The organism is Klebsiella sp. MBT K-1 (genome assembly GCF_002556465.1).
Lineage (GTDB): Bacteria > Pseudomonadota > Gammaproteobacteria > Enterobacterales > Enterobacteriaceae > Klebsiella > Klebsiella grimontii.
The window spans coordinates 263,998-286,298 of record NZ_PDEL01000003.1; the positions used below are offsets into that span (position 1 = coordinate 263,998).

Genomic DNA, 22,301 nt, shown 5'->3' on the forward strand with positions numbered 1-22,301 from the left:
ACCAGGGAAACAGCAATGAAAGTCACGTTTGAGCAGTTAAAAGAGGCATTCAATCGGGTACTGCTGGCGCGTGGCGTCGCCGCGGAAACCGCCGATGCCTGCGCAGAAATGTTTGCCCGCACCACCGAATCCGGCGTCTATTCTCACGGCGTGAACCGCTTTCCTCGCTTCATCCAGCAGTTGGATAACGGCGACATTATTCCTGAAGCCAAACCGCAGCGGGTGACCAGCCTCGGCGCCATCGAACAGTGGGATGCTCAGCGTTCCATCGGCAACCTGACGGCGAAAAAGATGATGGATCGGGCCATTGAGCTGGCCTCCGATCACGGTATCGGCCTGGTCGCCTTACGTAATGCTAACCACTGGATGCGCGGCGGCAGCTACGGCTGGCAGGCGGCGGAAAAAGGCTACATCGGTATCTGCTGGACCAACTCCATCGCCGTTATGCCGCCGTGGGGCGCTAAAGAGTGCCGTATCGGTACCAACCCGCTGATCGTCGCCATTCCGTCGACGCCGATCACCATGGTGGATATGTCGATGTCGATGTTCTCCTACGGCATGCTGGAGGTTAACCGCCTTGCCGGCCGCGAACTGCCCGTGGACGGCGGATTCGACGATGACGGTCGTTTGACCAAAGAGCCGGGGACGATCGAGAAAAATCGCCGCATATTACCCATGGGCTACTGGAAAGGTTCCGGCCTGTCGATCGTGCTGGATATGATTGCCACCCTCCTCTCCAACGGATCGTCGGTTGCCGAAGTGACCCAGGAAAACAGCGATGAATATGGCGTTTCGCAGATCTTCATCGCTATTGAAGTGGATAAGCTGATCGACGGCGCAACCCGCGACGCCAAGCTGCAACGGATTATGGATTTCATCACCACCGCCGAGCGCGCCGATGAAAATGTGGCGGTCCGTCTTCCTGGCCATGAATTTACCCGTCTGCTGGATGAAAACCGCCGCAACGGCATTACCGTCGATGACAGCGTATGGGCCAAAATTCAGGCGCTGTAAGGAGCTCACCCATGATTTTTGGTCATATTGCTCAACCTAATCCGTGTCGTCTGCCCGCGGCCATTGAGCGGGCGCTTGAGTTCCTGCGCACGACGGATTTCCACGCGCTGGCACCCGGCGTCGTGGAAATCGACGGCCAAAACATCTTCGCGCAGGTTATCGACTTAACCACTCGCGATGCCGCTGAAAATCGTCCGGAGGTCCACCGTCGCTATCTGGATATCCAGTTTCTGGCATCGGGCGAAGAAAAAATCGGTATCGCCATTGATACCGGCAATAATCAAATCAGCGAATCTTTGTTAGAACAGCGCGATATTATTTTCTATCACGACAGCGAACATGAATCGTTCTTTGAAATGACGCCAGGCAACTATGCGATATTTTTCCCACAAGATGTTCATCGTCCTGGATGTAATAAAACTGTAGCCACGCCGATCCGCAAAATAGTCGTTAAGGTCGCTATTTCAGTTTTATAAGAAGGAGCACAAAATGAATTCGAATAATACCGGTTACATTATCGGTGCGTACCCCTGTGCACCCTCATTTCACCAAAAGAGTGAAGAGGAAGAGACGGAATTCTGGCGGCAGCTCTCCGACACCCCGGATATTCGCGGGCTGGAGCAACCCTGCCTTGAACATCTTCATCCGCTCGGCGACGAGTGGTTATTGCGCCATACCCCGGGACACTGGCAGATTGTCGTTACCGCCATCATGGAAACCATGCGCCGCCGCGGTGAAAACGGCGGCTTTGGGCTGGCGTCCAGCGACGAAACGCAGCGCAAAGCCTGCGTGGAGTACTATCGCCACCTGCAGCAGAAGATCGCTAAAATCAATGGCAATACCGCCGGAAAGGTCATTGCCCTTGAGCTTCACGCCGCCCCGCTGGCGGGCAATGCCAACGTGGCTCAGGCTACCGACGCCTTTGCCCGTTCATTAAAAGAGATTACCCGCTGGGACTGGTCCTGCGAGCTGGTGCTGGAGCACTGCGACGCGATGACCGGCAGCGCGCCGCGCAAAGGATTTTTGCCGTTAGAAAACGTGCTGGAAGCCATTGCCGATTATGACGTTAGCATTTGTATTAACTGGGCGCGTTCGGCCATTGAAGGGCGGAATACCGTGCTACCGCTCACCCATACGCAGCAGGTAAAACGGGCAGGAAAGCTCGGCGCGCTGATGTTTTCTGGCACGACGCAAACCGGCGAGTACGGCGAATGGCAGGATTTACACGCGCCGTTCGCGCCTTTCTGCCCGCAGAGCCTGATGACCACCGAACACGCTCGTGAATTATTTGCCTGCGCAGGAACCGCCCCCCTGCAATTTTCAGGCATTAAATTACTGGAAATTAATGCCAGCGCAAACGTTGATCATCGCATCGCGATATTACGCGACGGCATCTCCGCGCTAAAACAAGCACAATAATAATAATCACCTTCATCACCAGAATATTTTTAATATTACGAGACTATAAAGATGAATATAACCTCTAACTCTACAACCAAAGATATACCGCGCCAGCGCTGGTTAAGAATCATTCCGCCTATACTGATCACTTGTATTATTTCTTATATGGACCGGGTCAATATTGCCTTTGCGATGCCCGGAGGTATGGATGCCGACTTAGGTATTTCCGCCACCATGGCGGGGCTGGCGGGCGGTATTTTCTTTATCGGTTATCTATTTTTACAGGTTCCCGGCGGGAAAATTGCCGTTCACGGTAGCGGTAAGAAATTTATCGGCTGGTCGCTGGTCGCCTGGGCGGTCATCTCCGTGCTGACGGGGTTAATTACCAATCAGTACCAGCTGCTGGCCCTGCGCTTCTTACTGGGCGTGGCGGAAGGCGGTATGCTGCCGGTCGTTCTCACGATGATCAGTAACTGGTTCCCCGACGCTGAACGCGGTCGCGCCAACGCGATTGTCATTATGTTTGTGCCGATTGCCGGGATTATCACCGCCCCGCTCTCAGGCTGGATTATCACGGTTCTCGACTGGCGCTGGCTGTTTATTATCGAAGGTTTGCTCTCGCTGGTTGTTCTGGTTCTGTGGGCATACACCATCTATGACCGTCCGCAGGAAGCGCGCTGGATTTCCGAAGCAGAGAAGCGCTATCTGGTCGAGACGCTGGCCGCGGAGCAAAAAGCCATTGCCGGCACCGAGGTGAAAAACGCCTCTCTGAGCGCCGTTCTCTCCGACAAAACCATGTGGCAGCTTATCGCCCTGAACTTCTTCTACCAGACCGGCATTTACGGCTACACCCTGTGGCTACCCACCATTCTGAAAGAATTGACCCATAGCAGCATGGGGCAGGTCGGCATGCTCGCCATTCTGCCGTACGTCGGCGCCATTGCCGGGATGTTCCTGTTTTCCTCCCTTTCAGACCGAACCGGTAAACGCAAGCTGTTCGTCTGCCTGCCGCTGATTGGCTTCGCTCTGTGCATGTTCCTGTCGGTGGCGCTGAAAAACCAAATTTGGCTCTCCTATGCCGCGCTGGTCGGCTGCGGATTCTTCCTGCAATCGGCGGCTGGCGTGTTCTGGACCATCCCGGCACGTCTGTTCAGCGCGGAAATGGCGGGCGGCGCGCGCGGGGTTATCAACGCGCTTGGCAACCTCGGCGGATTTTGTGGCCCTTATGCGGTCGGGGTGCTGATCACGTTGTACAGCAAAGACGCCGGCGTCTATTGCCTGGCGATCTCCCTGGCGCTGGCCGCGCTGATGGCGCTGCTGCTGCCGGCGAAATGCGATGCCGGTGCTGCGCCGGTAAAGACGATAAATCCACATAAACGCACTGCGTAAACTCGAGCCCGGCGGCGCTGCGCCTGCCGGGCCTGCGAAATATGCCGGGTTCACCCGGTAACAATGAGATGCGAAAGATGAGCAAGAAACAGGCCTTCTGGCTGGGTATTGATTGCGGCGGCACCTATCTGAAAGCCGGTTTATATGACGCCGAAGGTCATGAACATGGCATTGTGCGGCAAGCGCTACGGACGATGTCGCCCCTGCCGGGTTACGCCGAACGCGACATGCGCCAGCTCTGGCAACACTGCGCGGCGACCATTGCCGGGCTATTACAGCAGGCAGGTGTATCCGGCGAACAGATTAAAGGCGTGGGCATCTCCGCTCAGGGTAAGGGCCTCTTTCTCCTCGATAAGCAGGATCGGCCGCTGGGTAACGCCATCCTCTCCTCCGATCGTCGGGCGCTGAAAATCGTTCAGCGCTGGCAGCGGGACCGTATTCCCGAACGGCTCTATCCCGTTACCCGCCAGACGCTATGGACCGGACATCCGGCTTCTTTGCTGCGCTGGGTAAAAGAGAATGAACCCCAGCGCTACGCGCAAATTGGCTGCGTGATGATGGGGCATGACTATCTGCGCTGGTGCTTAACCGGCGCGAAGGGCTGCGAGGAGAGCAACATCTCCGAGTCCAACCTCTACAACATGGCCATGGGCCAGTACGACCCGCGCCTGACCGAGTGGCTGGGCATCGGTGAAATCGATAGCGCGCTGCCCCCCGTTGTAGGGTCAGCCGAAATTTGCGGGGAGATCACCGCTCAGGCAGCCGCTTTAACCGGTCTGGCGGCGGGTACTCCCGTCGTTGGCGGCCTGTTTGACGTGGTCTCCACCGCCCTTTGCGCCGGGATTGAGGATGAGTCGACCCTCAATGCGGTGATGGGGACCTGGGCCGTCACCAGCGGTATCGCTCACGGCCTGCGCGACCATGAGGCCCACCCTTACGTCTATGGCCGCTACGTCAATGACGGCCAGTATATCGTTCACGAAGCCAGCCCGACCTCATCCGGCAACCTCGAATGGTTTACCGCCCAGTGGGGCGATCTCTCGTTTGATGAGATCAATCAGGCCGTCGCCAGCCTGCCGAAAGCCGGGAGCGAGCTGTTTTTTCTGCCGTTTCTCTATGGCAGCAACGCCGGGCTGGAGATGACCTGCGGCTTTTACGGCATGCAGGCGCTGCATACCCGCGCGCACCTGCTGCAGGCGGTTTATGAAGGCGTGGTATTTAGCCATATGACCCACCTCAACCGTATGCGCGAACGCTTTACAAACGTTCAAGCCCTGCGCGTCACCGGCGGCCCGGCGCACTCCGACGTCTGGATGCAGATGCTGGCGGACGTCAGCGGCTTACGCATTGAACTCCCGCAGGTGGAAGAGACCGGCTGCTTTGGCGCGGCCCTCGCCGCTCGCGTCGGCACCGGCGTATACCGCAGCTTTAGCGAAGCCCGGCGCGCCCGGCAGCACCCGGTACGCACGCTGCTACCCGATATGACCGCCCACGCGCGCTATCAGCGCAAATACCGCCACTACCTGCATTTGATTGAAGCACTACAGGGCTATCACGCCCGTATTAAGGAGCACGCATTATGAGCCGACCATTACTGCAGCTGGCGCTCGACCATACCAGCCTTCAGGCTGCGCAGCGCGATGTCGCCCTGCTACAGGATCACGTTGATATTGTGGAGGCGGGAACCATCCTCTGCTTAACCGAAGGGCTTAGCGCGGTTAAAGCCCTGCGCGCCCAGTGTCCGGAGAAGATCATCGTCGCCGACTGGAAAGTCGCCGACGCCGGTGAAACCCTGGCGCAGCAGGCCTTTGGCGCTGGCGCCAACTGGATGACTATTATCTGCGCCGCACCGCTCGCCACGGTCGAGAAAGGCCACGCCGTAGCCCAGGCCTGCGGCGGTGAAATTCAGATGGAGCTGTTCGGCAACTGGACCCTGGATGACGCCCGCGCCTGGTACCGTACTGGCGTCCATCAGGCGATTTACCATCGCGGACGCGATGCCCAGGCCAGCGGGCAGCAGTGGGGGGAGGCGGATCTGGCGCGCATGAAAGCGCTGTCCGATATTGGCCTTGAGCTGTCGATTACCGGCGGCATTACCCCAGCCGATCTACCGCTGTTCAAAGATATCAACGTCAAAGCCTTTATTGCCGGGCGCGCGCTGGCAGGCGCCGCCCATCCGGCGCGGGTTGCCGCCGAATTCCACGCGCAAATCGACGCTATCTGGGGAGAACAGCATGCGTAACCATCCGTTAGGTATTTATGAAAAAGCGCTGGCGAAGGATCTCAGCTGGCCTGAGCGGCTGGTACTGGCCAAAAGCTGCGGTTTTGATTTTGTCGAAATGTCGGTGGACGAGACCGATGAACGCCTTTCGCGCCTGGAGTGGACCCCGGCCCAGCGCGCATCGCTGGTGAGCGCGATGCTGGAAACCGGCGTCGCCATTCCCTCGATGTGCTTGTCCGCCCATCGCCGTTTCCCCTTTGGCAGCCGCGATGAAGCGGTACGCGATCGGGCGCGAGAGATTATGACCAAAGCCATCCGCCTGGCGCGCGATCTGGGGATCCGCACCATCCAGCTGGCGGGTTACGACGTCTATTACGAAGAGCATGATGAAGGCACCCGGCAGCGTTTTGCCGAAGGGCTGGCCTGGGCGGTAGAACAGGCCGCCGCCGCGCAGGTAATGCTGGCGGTGGAGATCATGGACACCGCCTTTATGAACTCCATCAGCAAATGGAAAAAGTGGGACGAGATGCTTTCGTCACCGTGGTTTACCGTCTACCCGGACGTCGGCAACCTCAGCGCCTGGGGAAACGACGTCACCGCCGAGCTGAAGCTGGGCATCGATCGTATCGCCGCCATCCACCTGAAAGATACGCTGCCCGTGACCGACGATAGCCCTGGCCAGTTTCGCGACGTGCCGTTCGGCGAAGGATGCGTCGATTTTGTCGGCATTTTTAAGACGCTGCGCGAGCTGAACTACCGCGGTTCATTTTTGATTGAGATGTGGACGGAGAAAGCCAGCGAGCCGGTGCTGGAGATTATCCAGGCCCGGCGCTGGATTGAATCACGGATGCAGGAAGGGGGATTCACATGTTAGAACAACTGAAAGCCGAGGTACTGGCGGCAAACCTGGCCCTCCCCGCACACGGCCTGGTCACCTTTACCTGGGGCAACGTCAGCGCGGTCGATGAAACGCGCAAGCTGATGGTCATTAAGCCCTCCGGCGTCGAATATGAGGTGATGACCGCCGACGATATGGTGGTCGTAGAGATGGCCAGCGGTAAAGTCGTTGAAGGCGGTAAAAAACCCTCTTCAGATACGCCAACGCATCTGGCGCTTTATCGCCGCTATCCGCAGATCGGCGGGATCGTGCATACCCACTCCCGCCACGCGACGATCTGGTCGCAGGCCGGGCTCGATCTCCCCGCCTGGGGCACCACCCACGCCGACTACTTCTATGGCGCGATCCCCTGTACCCGACGGATGACCGTTGAGGAGATTAACGGCGAGTATGAGTATCAGACCGGTGAGGTGATTATCAAAACCTTTGAACAGCGCGGCCTGGATCCGGCGCAAATCCCGGCGGTATTGGTCCATTCGCACGGCCCCTTTGCCTGGGGTAAAGACGCCGCCGACGCCGTACATAACGCCGTGGTGCTGGAGGAGTGCGCCTACATGGGCCTCTTCTCGCGCCAGCTGGCGCCACAGCTGCCGGATATGCAGTCTGAACTGCTCGATAAACACTATCTGCGTAAACACGGCGCGAACGCCTATTACGGGCAAAACTAATCCCGCGGAACTCCCCGGATTGCGGCTAACGCCTTATCCGGGCTACCGGCGGTCTGCGGTCCCGTAGCCCGGGCAGCACAGCGCCGGCGGGGAAAACCCATCAACCCTACGCCGAATTAATATGTTCCTTGCAGTAACGACGCTTCCACGCCGCCGGCGTCAGGCTGGTGTGCTTGCGGAAAATCTTGCGAAAATAGCCGACATCGTTAAACCCGCATTTCATCGCCACCTCGGTAAGCGACAGGGAATCGCTGATAAGCAGCTTTTCCGCCGCCCTTACCCGCTGACGGTGCAGCGCTTCGGTTAACGTCAGCCGGAAAGCATGGCGATAAACGCGCCCCAGATAATCCGCGTTGCAGTGCAGCTCCTGCGCCAGCGTGGATGCGGAAAGGGGCAAATGAAACCGGGTACGAATGATTTGCTGCGCTCTCCACGCCAGCGCGTTGCCGGGACTGTCGGCGGGCTGTTCGCCTGCTGCCGCCGAAATTTGCTGCAAAATCAGCAGCAGGATCAGCTCCAGCGCCACGCTACGATGAATATTTTCCTGCTCGCGTAAGAATTGACGAAACAGTGAAATAATATACTGCGGGTCATTAACGCGCATATGTTGTGGAATAGAAAGCAGCGCATCACCCTCACCCGACGTCACTTCAAAATGCAGCCAGTAGAATTTTAAATCTGACGGAAACAGTCCGATCCCCACATGTAATCGCTGCGGCCAGAGCAGCAAACTTTCCCCGGCATTCACGCTAAAAACTTTGTTGTTTTCGCGAATCGTTAATGTCCCTTTTTCCACAAAGATTATTTCCCAGGAGTGAAGCTGACGAGCCGGATGGCTGCCGACGCCGCGGGAAATAAACAACCCGCCGTTCTGCACCTTAATCGGAAGTGACATGGATAATTCAAGCATAGATATTCAACATTCCGCTTTTTTCATCATAAATAACCTCTCATTGCCATTGATTATTCACGATAAAATAGGGTTCTGCCGGATCGAAATCACATTTTTATCATCAGGTCGGAATCGTCCTCTTTTTATACTTTTTCATTCCCTTGTTGCCCCCCATATTTCGTGCAGAATAAATAACGTAATTTGCAAATAACACAATTAAAGCCCGCGCCTCAGCGGGATATTATTCCGCACATCATCTCCGGGAGTTATTTATGACTTCGGCTCCGATTACCACAAGCGATTTAGCACGGCGCGTCCAGGACGACAAACTATCCCTACGGGAAAAAATAGGCTACGGACTTGGCGACGCGGGCGGGACGGTGATTACCTGCCTGATCATGAACTTTTTGACTTTTTTCTATACCGATGTCTTCGGCCTGACGCCCGCGCTGGTCGGAACCCTGTTTCTGGCCCTGCGCGTTTTTGACGCCGTTTCCGATCCTATCATGGGCGTGCTGGCCGACCGTACCCAAAGCCGCTGGGGGCGCTTTCGTCCCTGGCAGCTGTGGATTGCCGTGCCGATCGGCGTTATCGGCGTTCTGACGTTTACCGTGCCCGATGCCAGCATGGGGGTAAAAATCGCCTGGGCGTTCGGCACCTATCTGCTGCTCTCGGTGAGCTACACCGCGATTAACGTCCCCTACTGCGCGCTGATCAACACCATGACCACGCGCCATACCGAGGTTATCTCATGTCAGGCATGGCGTTTTGTGCTGTGCGGCGTGGCGGGTTTCTTAGTCTCCGTTGGGCTGCCGTGGCTGGTGAAAGCGCTCGGCAAGGGCGATACCGCGCAGGGCTATCAGTACGGCGTCGCCGTACTCTGCGCCATCGCGGTGGCGATGTTCCTGTGCTGCTTTTTCTGGGTTCGCGAACGCGTCTCGCTGGATGTGATGGGCAAATTTACCCTGCGCGAGCACATCGCCGGCCTGCGCAATAATGACCAGCTGCTGCTGATGCTGGTGATGTCGTTCCTGCTAATCAACGTTTTTAATATCCGCGGCGGCGGCTATATGTACTTCATCACCTACGTGCTGGGCGGCTCCACCGGCTACACCTCGCTATTCTTCACCATGGTGACCTTCGCCTCGATTGCGGGCTCCGCGATCATCAATATGCTGTCGCGCCGCTTCGATACCGTCAAACTCTACTATTACACCAACCTGGCGCTGGCTGCGCTGGCCGTCGCGATGTGGTTTTTACCAACCGGGGCGGCATACCAGACCCTGTGGCTGATCGTCATCCTCGGCAACGGCATTATTCTCGGCTTCACCCTGCCGCTGCACTTTTCGCTGATGGCCTTCTCCGACGACTACGGCGAATGGAAAACCGGGGTGCGCTCTTCCGGTATGAACTTCGCCTTTAACCTGTTCTTTATCAAGCTGGCATGGGCCTCCAGCGCCGGCATTATCAGCGTCGTGTTTATCTACGTGGCTTACCAGCCGGGCGTGGAAAACCAAACGGCCTCATCCCTGGCGGGCATCTCCTCAATGGAGACCCTGCTGCCCGCCCTGTTCCATCTGCTGCTGGCCTTCACTATTCGCGCCTGCAAGCTTAACAATCCGATGATGGCGCGCATTGCCAGCGACCTGCGCACGCGTCACGTTCAGCCTTAAGGAGTCCGTCATGCCCGTTATGGAAGTCGATCTGCACAAACTGAAAATCAACGATCCGTTCCTCGGCCAGTACCAGCAGCTGGTGCGCGATGTGGTGATCCCCTACCAGTGGGATGCGCTTAACGACCGCATCGAAGAGGCGGATCCTAGCCATGCAATAGAGAACTTCCGCATCGCCGCCGGGCGACAGGAGGGCGAATTCTACGGCATGGTCTTTCAGGACAGCGACGTGGCGAAATGGCTGGAGGCGGTGGCCTGGTCGCTGTGCCAGAAGCCGGACGCCGAGCTGGAAAAAACCGCCGACGAGGTAATTGAACTGGTCGCGGCCGCCCAGTGTGAAGATGGCTATCTGAATACATATTTCACGGTCAAAGCGCCCGAAGAGCGCTGGACTAACCTCGCCGAATGCCACGAACTGTACTGCGCCGGCCACATGATTGAAGCGGGCGTCGCCTTCTTCCAGGCCACCGGCAAGCGTCGTCTGCTGGAAGTCGTCTGCCGCCTCGCTGACCACATCGATAGCGTGTTTGGCCCCGGAGAGAACCAGTTGCACGGCTACCCTGGCCATCCGGAAATCGAGCTGGCGTTAATGCGCCTGTACGACGTCACTCAGGAGCCACGCTATATCGCGCTGGTGAAGTACTTCGTTGAGGCGCGCGGCACGCAGCCGCATTTTTACGATATCGAATATGAGAAGCGCGGCAAAACCTCTTACTGGAACACCTACGGTCCGGCGTGGATGGTGATGGATAAGCCCTACAGCCAGGCGCATCAGCCGATTTCCGAACAGCCGGTCGCCATCGGCCACGCGGTGCGTTTCGTCTATCTGATGGCCGGCGTTGCCCACCTCGCCCGTTTAAGTCAGGACGAGGGTAAGCGCCAGGATTGCCTGCGCCTGTGGAAAAATATGGCCCAGCGTCAGCTGTATATCACCGGCGGCATCGGCTCGCAGAGCAGCGGGGAGGCCTTCAGCAGCGACTATGACCTGCCAAACGACACGGTCTATGCCGAAAGCTGTGCTTCCATTGGCCTGATGATGTTTGCCCGCCGGATGCTGGAGATGGAAGCCGACAGCCAATATGCCGACGTGATGGAGCGCGCGCTGTATAACACCGTGCTGGGCGGCATGGCGCTCGACGGCAAGCACTTCTTCTACGTCAATCCGCTGGAAGTGCATCCAAAATCCTTAAAATTCAACCATATTTACGATCACGTTAAGCCCGTCCGCCAGCGCTGGTTCGGCTGCGCGTGCTGCCCGCCGAATATTGCCCGCGTGCTGACCTCGCTGGGACACTATATCTACACGCCGCACGACGATGCCCTGTACATCAACCTGTATATCGGCAACAGCGCGGAGATCCCGGCGGGCAATGAGGCGCTGCGCCTGCGCATCAGCGGCAACTATCCGTGGCAGGAACAGGTGCAGATAGTCATCGATTCATTGTCGCCTGTGCATCATACCCTGGCCCTGCGCCTGCCGGACTGGTGCGATAAGCCGCAGGTGACGCTCAACGGCGCGCCGGTTACGCAGGACGTACGCAAAGGGTATCTGTACATCAGCCATCTCTGGCAGGAGGGCGACACGCTGCTGTTAACCCTGCCGATGCCGGTGCGCCGCATTTATGGTAACCCGCTGGTGCGCCACCAGGCAGGTCAGGTCGCCGTCCAGCGCGGCCCGCTGGTTTACTGCCTGGAGCAGGCGGATAACGGCGAGCAATTGCATAACCTGCAGCTGCCGCGCGACGCCCGATTTATCACTGTAGAAGGCAAAGGGATTTTTGCCCGCAAGATACTTCTCCAGGCGCCGGGCTATAAGCAAACGGCGGAAGATGCCGAGCAGCAGGCGCTGTGGCGTTACGATCGCGCGCCGTCCAGCCGCCAGCCGCACCTGCTGACCTTCATCCCGTGGTTTAGCTGGGCCAACCGCGGCGAAGGCGAGATGCGTATCTGGGTGAACGAAGCGGAAGCGTAAGTGTGAGGATTCCCCGGTGGCGCTGCGCTTACCGGGACAACAAGGTTTGTGCGTTATCGTAGCCCGGGTCAGGCGTTCACGCCGCGACCCGGGACAACCTGCTTATGCTAAAGAAACAGCGCCTTATCGCGTAGGATATGGTCATTACCGCGACGGCGGGTAAAGCCGATACGGTCGAAATACTCGAGGATCTGAATCGCCAGCTTGCGCCCGACGTTCAGCGTATCGCGGAAATCCGCCGCGCAGGTTGATCCCCTCTCCAGATCCAGCTCGCGGATCATTTTGGCAAACGCCACAATCCGATCGTTGCGATAGTAGCGATCTTTGACGATCGCGGTAATCATCCCCTGCTGCGCCGCCTGGCGTAATACCGCTCGCATTAACGACTCTTCCACGTTGGCTTCCCGCGCCAGATCGCGCACCCACCATGGCTCATCGGCAAACAGCCCGACCACCCGCTGCCAAATGGCCTGCTGCTCGTCGGTAAAGCCCGCTTTATGCTCCGGCAGATGCAGCCATCCGTGGTGGCTGTGAACAGTGCCGCTTTCGCGCATCTGCTCAATCAACAGCAGCACCAGCGCCTCATCTTCCATCGGCAGCGCAATACGCCGCAGGCGTTCGCGGCCCGGCCCGGGCTCATCGCGATGCTGGTCGTGGTAACGCGCCAGGGCGTCGAGCAGTTTCCGCTGCCAGCGCGCGGCAAGCGGGGCGCTCAGCAGACTATTGCCCGCCTGCAGGTAATCAGGACGGTTAATCAGCGCCTTCAGCCCCTCGTCGCTGAGCTGACGCGCCCAGGCGAAATCATCGAGGCGCACCGCGTCGCGCTGCAGATGAATATCCAGCGCCTGGACGTCATCGCCCTGCGCGGCGGCCAGCGCGCGCAGCCACTGTAGATACTCCGGCTTACGCTTGCCCCGGCGCGGCGGATTGAGGGTCACCACTCGCGCGCCGGCCAGCGTCAGGCGCGCGGAAATATCGCGCAGCACCAGACGGTCGTTATCCGCCAGCCGCAGCGGCGTATCGAGAACCAGCTCCGCCAGCGCGCCTTCGAGCAGCGACACGCGACCGGTAATATGGCTGGCGGCGTGGTGGATATGCAGCGGCTGCCACTGGCTAAGCGGCGTATGGCACTGGAGTTCGACAATGACCCGTTCAGAGGCTTCCGGCGGTGGTACCGCCAGCAGCCAGTCGCCGCGGTTAAGATCCTCCTTTTGCGCATCGCCGACAATATTCAGCGCGATGCGCTGACCGGCCCACGCTTTCGCCACCGGCTGATTCTGCGCGTGCAGCCCGCGCACGCGCATCGGTTTATCGACGCCGGTCAGCCACAGCGTATCGCCAACGTTAACTTCGCCGGAAAGCGCCGTCCCGGTGACCACCAGCCCCGCGCCTTTGACGGTAAACGCCCGGTCGATCGCCAGGCGAAAACGCTGATGCTGTGGGTGAGCGCGCGCGGAAAGCTGCAGGAGATGATCGCGCAGCCCGGCGATACCCAGGCCTTCCGTCGCCGCGACGGTAAACAGGGTCGCGCCGGTAAAGCCGAACTCCGCCAGCGCCGCCTCGACCTCCGCCTTCACTTCCTCAACCCGCGCCGTTTCTACGCGGTCCGCTTTGGTCAGCGCCACGGTTAACGTCGGCTTCCCCGTGAGCTGGAGGATCGCCAGGTGCTCGCGCGTCTGCGCCATCACCCCATCATCGCAGGCCACCACCAGCAGCGCGTGATCGATACCGCCGACGCCGGCCAGCATATTGGACAAAAATTTTTCGTGGCCGGGGACGTCGATAAAACCCAGCACCCGCCCGTCGGGCTGCGGCCAGTAGGCGTAGCCCAGGTCGATAGTCATCCCGCGCGCTTTCTCTTCCGGCAGGCGATCGGCGTTGATGCCGGTAATCGCCTGTAGCAGCGTGGTTTTGCCGTGGTCAACGTGTCCGGCGGTGGCAATAATCATCTCAATAACATCTCCATAAACCGGGGTTCATCCTCAAGACAGCGCAGGTCCAGCCACAGGCGGCCATCGTAGATCCTGCCAATAACCGGCACGGGCAACAGACGCCAGCGCGCCGCCAGGGCTTCCAGCCGGCTGCCGCGGCCATCGCGCGGAGTAAAGGTCAACGCCGCGCTGGGCAAGCGGTCTACCGGCAGCGAACCGCTGCCGATCTGCGACAGACATGGCTCAACCTGCAGGTCAAAATCAGCATAATGCGCAGCCAGCGCGGCCTGAATGCGCTCGCCCTGCTGGCGGATCGCCTCCGCCTGGCGGGTCAGCAGCCGCAGGGTCGGCAGTTCAGCGGCCAGCTTTTCCGGGTGCAGATAGAGGCGCAGCGTGGCCTCCAGCGCCGCGAGGGTCATTTTATCCGCCCGCAGGGCGCGCTTGAGCGGATGGCTCTGCAAACGGGCGATCAGCGCTTTCTTTCCGACAATAATTCCCGCCTGCGGGCCGCCCAGCAGCTTATCGCCGGAGAAGCTCACCAGGCTGACGCCGGCGGCAATCATCTCCTGCGGCATCGGCTCTTTCGGCAGGCCGTACTGGCTTAAATCCACCAGCGAGCCGCTACCGAGATCGGCGACCACCGGGATATTCAGTTCGCGGCCAATCTCCGCCAGCGCCGCCTCATCGACTGCTTTAGTAAAGCCCTCGATGCTGTAGTTGCTGGTGTGCACCTTCATCAGCAGGCCGGTATTGTCATTAACGGCCTGACGATAATCTTTCGCATGGGTGCGGTTCGTTGTTCCGACTTCATGCAGGACGCAGCCCGCCTGGCGCATCACGTCAGGAATACGGAACGCGCCGCCGATCTCCACCAGCTCGCCGCGCGACACCACCACCTCGCTGCCGCTGGCGGTTGCCGCCAGCATCAGCAGCACTGCTGCAGCATTGTTGTTGACGATACACGCATCCTCCGCGCCGGTGATCCGGCAAAGCAGATCGGCCAGCGCGCGGTCGCGGTGGCCGCGTCCGGCATCATCAAGATCGTATTCCAGCGTCACCGGCGCGCGCATCGCCTGGGCAACCGCCGTCACCGCCGCTTCCGCCTGAATCGCCCGGCCAAGATTGGTGTGCAGCACGGTGCCGGTCAGGTTGAACACCGGGCGCAGCGCGCTCTGTTGCGTTTGGCTCAAACGACGCGAGGTCTCCATCAGCCACGCTTCGCACCAGCCCGGCAGCGCCTGGTTCAGACGGATATATTCCCGCGCCTCGTCCAGCATCTGACGCAGCAGCGCCACCGTCTGGGAGTGACCATATTGCATCAGCAGCGGTGAAAATGCGGGGTCGCGGAGTAAACGGTCGATGGCCGGAAGCCGGGTATAAAGCGCACGAATTTCGCTAGTCATGAATGAACCTATTTTCCCCCCTCCCGCCGGGAGAGGGAGTCAACAAATGAGCGGCAATTGTAATACCTCCGCGCAAAAACTGTTACCCGTCTGGGTCAACTCACCGGCGGTTCGGTGCGCGCAAAGCTGGCGCGCTGAAAGAGGGAATCCACCAGCCGAACCAGCTTCGGTCGGGTGGCGCACCAGCCCGGCGCGACGCGGCGGAAGTTGAGATAAGCGATGGCGCAGGCGGTCGAAATGGTCGCCAGATTGACCTCCTCAGGACGTAACGTGCCGTCATTCGCATACCCTTCCAGCGCATCAAGACCGCGCGCGATTTTTTCACGCTGGCGCAGCAGTTCGCTTTCCGACTGCTGGGCCGCAGGGCGCGTTTTCTCCCGTACCAGCATTTGCGCAGCTTCCATCACGCCATCAGCCAGCGCTTCAATTTGACGCAATTTCAGCGCAGCCTTCGGCGCCGCAGGCAGCATATCCGGCGCGATGCCGAGCTGCTCCAGATATTGCGCAATAATGGGCGAGTCGTACCAGCATTCACCGTCATCGGTGACCAGCGCGGGTACTTTTCCCAGCGGATTGTACTGCGCCACGCCGTTGGTCTCGTGGTAAGGGAATTCGTTGACGAACTCGAAGGGAATCGCTTTTTCCAGCAGTATGATGGAAATTTTGCGCACAAAGGGACTGGTGTAGCTGCCGATCAGTTTCATTGCCTGCTCCTTTCGCCAACAAAGTAGTCAGTATGGCGCAGTCGCAGGCAAATAGCAGAGAGAGAAATCACCTCATGCCAGACCGACCCCGCTAATGGTCCAGATAGAGATAGTGCATCCAGCTGGTCATCCGCAGCAGCACCTTGCGCATCACTGAAACATGGGTGAAATGATCGGAGTAGACTGCCACCTGGGCGTAAATACCGTCAGGCAGGGCATCTACGGCGGCGTCGGGCTCCAGCTCAATGGTCGCCAGCACGCCGTCGGTGCCCGGCGTCACCGTCAACGCCTGCAGCGTGCCCTGCGCCTGGTACGTTCCCCCCGGCACGACGGGCAGGATGCTCACCAGCTTGCCGCGAAAGACCTGGCCCGGCAGCGCGTTGAACACCGCTTCGGCATCGTCGCCCTTCTCCAGCCTGAGCAGCGAATTTTGCCGGAACTGCGCCACAATCAGCCGTTTTTGCTGGGGGATAAAGACCATCACCGGACGCAGCGGCAGCGAGGCGGCATAGGTCCCAGGACGAATTAACACCTGGGTGATATAGCCGTCGCTGGGCGCGCGTACGGTCGTCTGATCGAGGTTATATTTCGCCTCCGCCAGCTGCGCGCGCAGGCTAACCACCTGCGACTGCTCACCGTTTATCATGCTATCGAGCTGGCTCTGGATCTGCGCCTGCTCCGCGACCGACCCTTTCACCATCGCATCCTGGGCCAGATAATTTTGCCGGGCATTATCGATATCGCTTTCCGAAAACGGATTGACCCGCGCCTGGCTTCCTTTCAGGTAGCGCTGATAATCCTTATACAGGCGATCGCGCTCCGCCGAAACGCGGGTGGTATTGGCCTGAGCCTCAGAAAGCTGGGCTTTAAGGGTATTAATACTGTGCAGCGCGGTAACAAGGTCGGCCTGTAGCCTGTCCACCCGGGCCTGATAACGCGCCGGATCGATGGTAAACAGCACCTCTCCCTTTTTAACCCGTTGATTGGCTTTATCCGTGACGCTGCTGACCACCCCGGTGACCTGCGGCGTAATAGGAATAGAAATAACCGCTTTTTGCGCGGTAAAGGTATATGGGTGGTTGTAGTTCATTAATAAGATAAGCGCGCTAACAATAAATACGCCACCCAGCGCCGCGGTGGGAACCGTCCATTTATTTACCGGGATCTTAAATATTTTAAATATCGACCAGGCAATCGCCACATAGGTCAAAATAATCAGTAGATCCATGAGTTATTTCTCCACCGAAGGAGGTTGAGCTGACAGTCGAAGACCGGTTATTTGCTGCTCGAGCGCGATAACCCGCTGGCGCAGTTCGCTGATTTCGCCCTCCTCTTCCGCCGCCTCAGACGGCGCCCCATCCCGCCCGTGCTGCATGCCCCAGCCGCGTTCAGGCCGATAAAGCGTGGCCCAGATCCATAAAAACGGCCAGATGACGTGCAGCGTAAAAAGACTCACCCAGCCTGCGACGTGAATCGCATCGGCATGCGGGTGATTACGTTTCTTCGCGATCAGGTAAGGAATATCATGGAGAATGATGATTCCATAAAAAATCACCAGAAATACAAAGATCAGAACGCCGAGCGCAAAATAATTGAGAAACATAATTTCCTCGGATTTACGCTAATTATTTTTAAGATGTGTGTCGGGCCGGATAAAAAAATGGCCGACAAACTGAGCATAATTCACCCGTTTCATTTTCGCCATTGACGACTAAAATGTTCTTGAGCAGATCGCGTTGCTGAATGACGCATCGGCAAGCGGAACGCGGCATAACCTGCGCGAGATCACACCAGGTTAAATCCGGGTGAAAATATTTTGTGATATACATCACAAACAAATAACAAAATGCCAAAGTAAATTTGTGATTTTCATCACATAAAAATGCATAACACCCCCTAAAAACCCGGTCTGTTGTTTTTTTACACACCTATTTTGTGATGAAGATCACCACAAAAGACCATCATCGCCCTATATTCATGTGATCTGTATCACATAAAAATCCATCGACTGGACAGCTTAACGATTCAGTGCCAGATTTCGCACTATCACTCAGGGCCCGGCTACCTCTGCCGCCTTATTAACAACAAGCCTCGGGCTTTCAGCCTGCCGATAGCAAAAACAGAAGAAGGGGTGTTTTATGTCATCCGATATCAAGATCAAAGTGCAAAGCTTTGGTCGTTTCCTCAGCAATATGGTGATGCCAAATATCGGCGCGTTTATCGCGTGGGGTATTATCACCGCTCTATTCATTCCGACAGGATGGTTACCGAACGAAACGCTGGCGAAGCTGGTTGGTCCGATGATCACCTATCTGCTGCCGCTGCTGATCGGTTATACCGGCGGTAAGCTGGTTGGCGGCGAGCGCGGCGGCGTAGTCGGCGCGATTACCACCATGGGCGTTATCGTCGGCGCGGATATGCCGATGTTCCTCGGCTCCATGATCGCCGGCCCGCTGGGCGGCTGGGCAATTAAAAAATTCGACGTCTGGGTAGACGGTAAGATTAAATCCGGTTTTGAGATGCTGGTGAATAACTTCTCCGCAGGCATCATCGGTATGATCCTCGCCATTCTGGCGTTCCTCGGCATTGGCCCGGCGGTTGAAGTCCTGTCGAAAATTCTGGCCGCAGGCGTTAACTTCATGGTGGCGCACGAGATGCTGCCGCTGGCGTCTATCTTTGTTGAACCGGCGAAAATCCTGTTCCTCAACAACGCCATTAACCACGGTATTTTCTCGCCGCTGGGTATTCAGCAATCCCACGAGCTGGGCAAATCCATCTTCTTCCTGATCGAAGCTAACCCGGGTCCGGGGATGGGCGTCCTGCTGGCGTATATGTTCTTCGGCCGCGGCAGCGCCAAACAGTCCGCGGGCGGTGCGGCAATCATCCACTTCCTCGGCGGTATCCACGAGATTTACTTCCCGTACGTGCTGATGAACCCGCGCCTGATTCTGGCCGTTATCCTCGGCGGGATGACCGGCGTGTTCACGCTGACCATCCTCAACGGTGGTCTGGTCTCTCCGGCTTCTCCGGGCTCCATCCTGGCCGTGCTGGCAATGACGCCGAAGGGCGCCTACTTCGCTAACATCGCCGCGATTGTCGCCGCGATGGCCGTTTCCTTCGTGGTCGCAGCGGTTCTGCTGAAAACCAGCAAAGTGAAAGAAGAAGATGATATCGAAGCCGCGACCCGTCGCATGCACGATATGAAAGCCGAATCCAAAGGCGGCGCGACTCCGCTGGCCGCTGGCGATGGCGCGAACGACCTGAGCCACGTGCGTAAAATCATCGTCGCCTGCGACGCCGGTATGGGCTCCAGCGCCATGGGCGCAGGCGTGCTGCGTAAAAAAGTGCAGGATGCCGGGCTGAGCAACATCTCCGTGACTAACTGTGCAATTAACAACCTGCCGCCGGATGTGGACCTGGTCATCACCCATCGCGATCTGACCGAGCGCGCGATGCGTCAGGTGCCGCAGGCACAGCATATTTCGCTAACCAACTTCCTCGACAGCGGCCTGTACACCAGCTTGACCGAACGTCTGGTGGCGGCGCAGCGCCATACTGACAACGAAGAGAAAGTCCGCGATAGCCTGAAAGACAGCTTCGACGCGGCTGACACCAACCTGTTCAAACTCGGCGCGGAGAACATCTTCCTCGGCCGTAAAGCGGCGACCAAAGAAGAAGCGATTCTGTTTGCCGGCGAGCAGCTGGTGAAAGGCGGCTACGTTGAGCCGGAATACGTCCAGGCGATGCTGGACCGTGAAAAGCTGACCTCCACCTATCTGGGTGAGTCCATCGCGGTACCGCACGGCACTATTGAAGCCAAAGATCGCGTCCTGAAAACCGGCATCGTCTTCTGCCAGTATCCGGAAGGCGTGCGCTTCGGCGAAGAAGAGGACGAGGTGGCTCGCCTGGTTATCGGTATCGCGGCTCGTAATAACGAGCATATTCAGGTCATTACCAGCCTGACTAACGCGCTGGACGATGAATCGGTGATTGAGCGTCTGACGAAAACCACCAGCGTTGAAGAAGTTCTGACGCTGCTGAAAGGGTAATTTGTCTCCCGGCGGTACGCCGGGAAACGCCCCCCCCCTCTCTCCTGAGTCATGGGGAGAGGGTTTGGGTGAGGGAAAAGCCTCACCCCAGCCCTCTCAGGTAAAAACATTAATTGAAGGTTAATACTATGAAAGCATTACATTTTGGCGCAGGTAATATCGGTCGTGGCTTTATCGGCAAACTGCTGGCGGACGCGGGGATACAGCTGACGTTTGCGGATGTAAATCAGGTCGTGCTTGATGCCCTGAATGCCCGTCATAGCTATCAGGTTCACGTGGTCGGCGAAAACGAGCAGGTCGATACCGTTTCCGGCGTTGACGCCGTCAGCAGCATCGGCGACGAAGTTGTAGAGCTGATTGCCAGCGTGGATCTGGTGACCACCGCCGTCGGCCCGGTCGTGCTGGAGCGCATCGCCCCGGCGATTGCCAAAGGCCTGGCTAAACGCAAGGCGCAGGGCGTTACGGCCCCGCTGAATATCATCGCCTGCGAGAATATGGTTCGCGGCACCAGCCAGCTTAAGGGCCACGTTTTTAACGCCCTGGCCGAAGAGGATAAAGCCTGGGTTGAAACCAACGTCGGCTTCGTTGATTCCGCCGTTGACCGCATCGTTCCGCCGTCCGCTTCCGCCACTCACGATCCGCTGGAAGTCACCGTGGAAACCTTCAGCGAGTGGATTGTCGACAAGACCCAGTTCAAAGGCGAGCTGCCGGACATCCCGGGTATGGAATTAACCGATAACCTGATGGCATTTGTCGAACGTAAGCTATTCACCTTAAACACCGGACATGCTATAACCGCCTACCTCGGAAAACTGGCGGGTCACCAGACGATTCGCGACGCGATTCTTGATGAGAATATTCGCGCCGTGGTCAAAGGGGCGATGGAAGAGAGCGGCGCGGTGCTGATCAAACGCTATGCCTTTGATGCGCAAAAGCACGCTGCATACATCCAGAAAATTATTGGTCGTTTTGAGAACCCGTATCTGAAAGATGACGTTGAGCGCGTTGGCCGCCAGCCGCTGCGCAAACTGAGCGCGGGGGATCGCTTAATTAAGCCGCTGCTCGGTACGCTGGAATATGGCCTGCCGCACCGGAATCTGGTGAAAGGGATCGCCGCGGCGATGCATTTCCGCAGCGAAGAGGACCCGCAGGCGCAGGAACTGGCGGCGCTGATTGCCGAGAAAGGCCCGCAGGCGGCGCTGGCGCAGATTTCGGGTCTGGACGCGGCAAGCGAAGTGGTGGCGGAGGCCGTTAACGACTACAGCGCCACCAAATGAGGCAAGACCTGGCGCGGTCCGAACCGCGCCCATTACTCATGTCAGATATGCAGGCAATAATGGAAGAAACACAGGCATTTGAAAACCGTGTGCTTGAACGTCTGAATGCTGGCAAAACCGTAAGAAGCTTCCTGATCGCCACCGTTGAACTGCTGACGGAAGCGGTCAATATTCTGGTGCTTCAGGTATTCCGTAAAGACGACTACGCGGTGAAATACGCAGTGGAGCCGTTGCTGGACGGCGACGGGCCGCTTGGCGACCTTTCTGTACGCCTGAAGCTGATTTACGGCCTTGGGGTGATTAGCCGCGCCGAATATGAAGACGCTGAACTGCTGATGGCCCTGCGCGAAGAGCTGAACCACGACGGTAATGAGTACAGCTTTACCGACGATGAGATCCTTGGGCCGTTTGGCGAACTGCACTGCGTGGCCGCTCTGCCGCCAACGCCGCTATTTGATGAGAGCGATGCGGACCTGCTGGCAATGCAAAAGCTGCGCTACCAGCAGGTCGTACGTTCAACGATGATGCTATCTCTGACCGAGCTAATTTCTAAAATCAGCTTAAAAAAAGCCTTTCAAAAATCAACGCTCTGATTCTGGCTCTTGCTGGTCGCACGTCGGCCGATAAAGCTGACGATAATACTCAAGACGCCGCAGAAATAGCGCTTCCTTATCAGCCGGAATATCCGGCGGTATATGCTGCAAACGCGGAGATTTTTTCAGATATTCCATAAAAGCCTGACTTGAAGCCATAAAATCTACGGCCTTGTCAATAATACGCGGTACGCCGTCGCCGATTTTCGCCATCAC

General features: G+C 57.9%; 20 protein-coding genes. 13 read left to right on the plus strand and 7 right to left on the minus strand.

The window, feature by feature from the left end; genetic code table 11:
- Positions 1–15 precede the first annotated feature (15 nt).
- From yiaK to araD, 8 genes are all read left to right on the plus strand, one after another.
- Positions 16–1,014, plus strand: a complete 999-nt coding sequence (gene yiaK / locus CMQ96_RS05870; RefSeq protein WP_049099782.1) for a 3-dehydro-L-gulonate 2-dehydrogenase — start codon at positions 16–18, stop codon at positions 1,012–1,014.
- 11 nt (positions 1,015–1,025) lie between these two features.
- Positions 1,026–1,490 carry a YhcH/YjgK/YiaL family protein gene (locus CMQ96_RS05875; RefSeq protein ID WP_024359744.1) on the plus strand — a complete coding sequence of 155 codons (465 nt, stop codon included), beginning with the start codon at positions 1,026–1,028 and terminating at the stop codon, positions 1,488–1,490.
- A gap of 13 nt (positions 1,491–1,503) precedes the next feature.
- Positions 1,504–2,433 carry a DUF4862 family protein gene (locus tag CMQ96_RS05880; protein ID WP_064343316.1) on the plus strand — a complete coding sequence of 310 codons (930 nt, stop codon included), beginning with the start codon at positions 1,504–1,506 and terminating at the stop codon, positions 2,431–2,433.
- Positions 2,434–2,484: 51 nt separating this feature from the next.
- A complete protein-coding gene (locus CMQ96_RS05885; RefSeq protein ID WP_004137789.1) occupies positions 2,485–3,804 on the plus strand; it encodes an MFS transporter in 1,320 nt (439 codons plus the stop codon).
- A gap of 77 nt (positions 3,805–3,881) precedes the next feature.
- Positions 3,882–5,387: an FGGY-family carbohydrate kinase gene (locus CMQ96_RS05890; RefSeq protein ID WP_049099781.1), complete on the plus strand. Its 1,506-nt coding sequence runs from the start codon at positions 3,882–3,884 to the stop codon at positions 5,385–5,387.
- Positions 5,384–6,046: a 3-keto-L-gulonate-6-phosphate decarboxylase UlaD gene (gene ulaD, locus CMQ96_RS05895; RefSeq protein WP_024359741.1), complete on the plus strand. Its 663-nt coding sequence runs from the start codon at positions 5,384–5,386 to the stop codon at positions 6,044–6,046. Before CMQ96_RS05890 ends, ulaD begins: the two co-directional genes overlap by 4 nt.
- Positions 6,039–6,899, plus strand: a complete 861-nt coding sequence (locus CMQ96_RS05900; protein WP_024359740.1) for an L-ribulose-5-phosphate 3-epimerase — start codon at positions 6,039–6,041, stop codon at positions 6,897–6,899. Before ulaD ends, CMQ96_RS05900 begins: the two co-directional genes overlap by 8 nt.
- Positions 6,893–7,591: an L-ribulose-5-phosphate 4-epimerase gene (gene araD / locus CMQ96_RS05905; protein WP_004137783.1), complete on the plus strand. Its 699-nt coding sequence runs from the start codon at positions 6,893–6,895 to the stop codon at positions 7,589–7,591. Before CMQ96_RS05900 ends, araD begins: the two co-directional genes overlap by 7 nt.
- A gap of 106 nt (positions 7,592–7,697) precedes the next feature.
- Here araD and CMQ96_RS05910 read toward each other — a convergent pair whose 3' ends face one another.
- On the minus strand, positions 7,698–8,501 hold the full coding sequence (locus CMQ96_RS05910; RefSeq protein ID WP_024359739.1) for an AraC family transcriptional regulator: 804 nt from the start codon (positions 8,499–8,501) through the stop codon (positions 7,698–7,700).
- Between the two features lie 254 nt (positions 8,502–8,755).
- On the opposite strand from CMQ96_RS05910, the gene CMQ96_RS05915 reads away from it, so the two are divergent.
- Both CMQ96_RS05915 and CMQ96_RS05920 read left to right on the plus strand, forming a co-directional pair.
- A complete protein-coding gene (locus CMQ96_RS05915) occupies positions 8,756–10,156 on the plus strand; it encodes an MFS transporter (RefSeq protein ID WP_049099778.1) in 1,401 nt (466 codons plus the stop codon).
- 10 nt (positions 10,157–10,166) lie between these two features.
- Positions 10,167–12,128 carry a glycoside hydrolase family 127 protein gene (locus CMQ96_RS05920; protein ID WP_098066223.1) on the plus strand — a complete coding sequence of 654 codons (1,962 nt, stop codon included), beginning with the start codon at positions 10,167–10,169 and terminating at the stop codon, positions 12,126–12,128.
- A 107-nt stretch (positions 12,129–12,235) separates the two neighbouring features.
- Here CMQ96_RS05920 and selB read toward each other — a convergent pair whose 3' ends face one another.
- The 5 genes from selB to CMQ96_RS05945 all read right to left on the minus strand — a co-directional run bounded on the left by selB (position 12,236) and on the right by CMQ96_RS05945 (position 17,769).
- A complete protein-coding gene (gene selB / locus CMQ96_RS05925) occupies positions 12,236–14,077 on the minus strand; it encodes a selenocysteine-specific translation elongation factor (RefSeq protein ID WP_024359736.1) in 1,842 nt (613 codons plus the stop codon).
- Complete coding sequence (selA, locus tag CMQ96_RS05930) at positions 14,074–15,462, minus strand: L-seryl-tRNA(Sec) selenium transferase (RefSeq protein ID WP_024359735.1); 1,389 nt, start codon at positions 15,460–15,462, stop codon at positions 14,074–14,076. Before selA ends, selB begins: the two co-directional genes overlap by 4 nt.
- 95 nt (positions 15,463–15,557) lie before the next feature.
- On the minus strand, positions 15,558–16,166 hold the full coding sequence (locus tag CMQ96_RS05935; protein ID WP_024359734.1) for a glutathione S-transferase: 609 nt from the start codon (positions 16,164–16,166) through the stop codon (positions 15,558–15,560).
- Between the two features lie 91 nt (positions 16,167–16,257).
- On the minus strand, positions 16,258–17,394 hold the full coding sequence (locus CMQ96_RS05940; protein ID WP_024359733.1) for an HlyD family secretion protein: 1,137 nt from the start codon (positions 17,392–17,394) through the stop codon (positions 16,258–16,260).
- Positions 17,395–17,397: 3 nt separating this feature from the next.
- Positions 17,398–17,769 carry a DUF3302 domain-containing protein gene (locus CMQ96_RS05945; RefSeq protein ID WP_004137769.1) on the minus strand — a complete coding sequence of 124 codons (372 nt, stop codon included), beginning with the start codon at positions 17,767–17,769 and terminating at the stop codon, positions 17,398–17,400.
- Between the two features lie 535 nt (positions 17,770–18,304).
- Between CMQ96_RS05945 and CMQ96_RS05950 the strand changes: the two genes are divergently transcribed.
- The 3 genes from CMQ96_RS05950 to mtlR all read left to right on the plus strand — a co-directional run bounded on the left by CMQ96_RS05950 (position 18,305) and on the right by mtlR (position 22,085).
- Positions 18,305–20,215 carry a PTS mannitol transporter subunit IICBA gene (locus tag CMQ96_RS05950; RefSeq protein ID WP_098066226.1) on the plus strand — a complete coding sequence of 637 codons (1,911 nt, stop codon included), beginning with the start codon at positions 18,305–18,307 and terminating at the stop codon, positions 20,213–20,215.
- A gap of 128 nt (positions 20,216–20,343) precedes the next feature.
- A complete protein-coding gene (gene mtlD, locus CMQ96_RS05955; RefSeq protein ID WP_049086982.1) occupies positions 20,344–21,492 on the plus strand; it encodes a mannitol-1-phosphate 5-dehydrogenase in 1,149 nt (382 codons plus the stop codon).
- The gene (gene mtlR / locus CMQ96_RS05960; protein ID WP_004137764.1) at positions 21,489–22,085 is read left to right on the plus strand and encodes a mannitol operon repressor MtlR; all 597 of its coding nucleotides are present in this window, start codon (positions 21,489–21,491) and stop codon (positions 22,083–22,085) included. Before mtlD ends, mtlR begins: the two co-directional genes overlap by 4 nt.
- Here the strand turns inward: mtlR and CMQ96_RS05965 are convergent.
- Positions 22,074–22,298 carry a hypothetical protein gene (locus CMQ96_RS05965; protein WP_004126554.1) on the minus strand — a complete coding sequence of 75 codons (225 nt, stop codon included), beginning with the start codon at positions 22,296–22,298 and terminating at the stop codon, positions 22,074–22,076. The genes mtlR and CMQ96_RS05965 overlap by 12 nt on opposite strands.
- Positions 22,299–22,301: the final 3 nt, after the last annotated feature.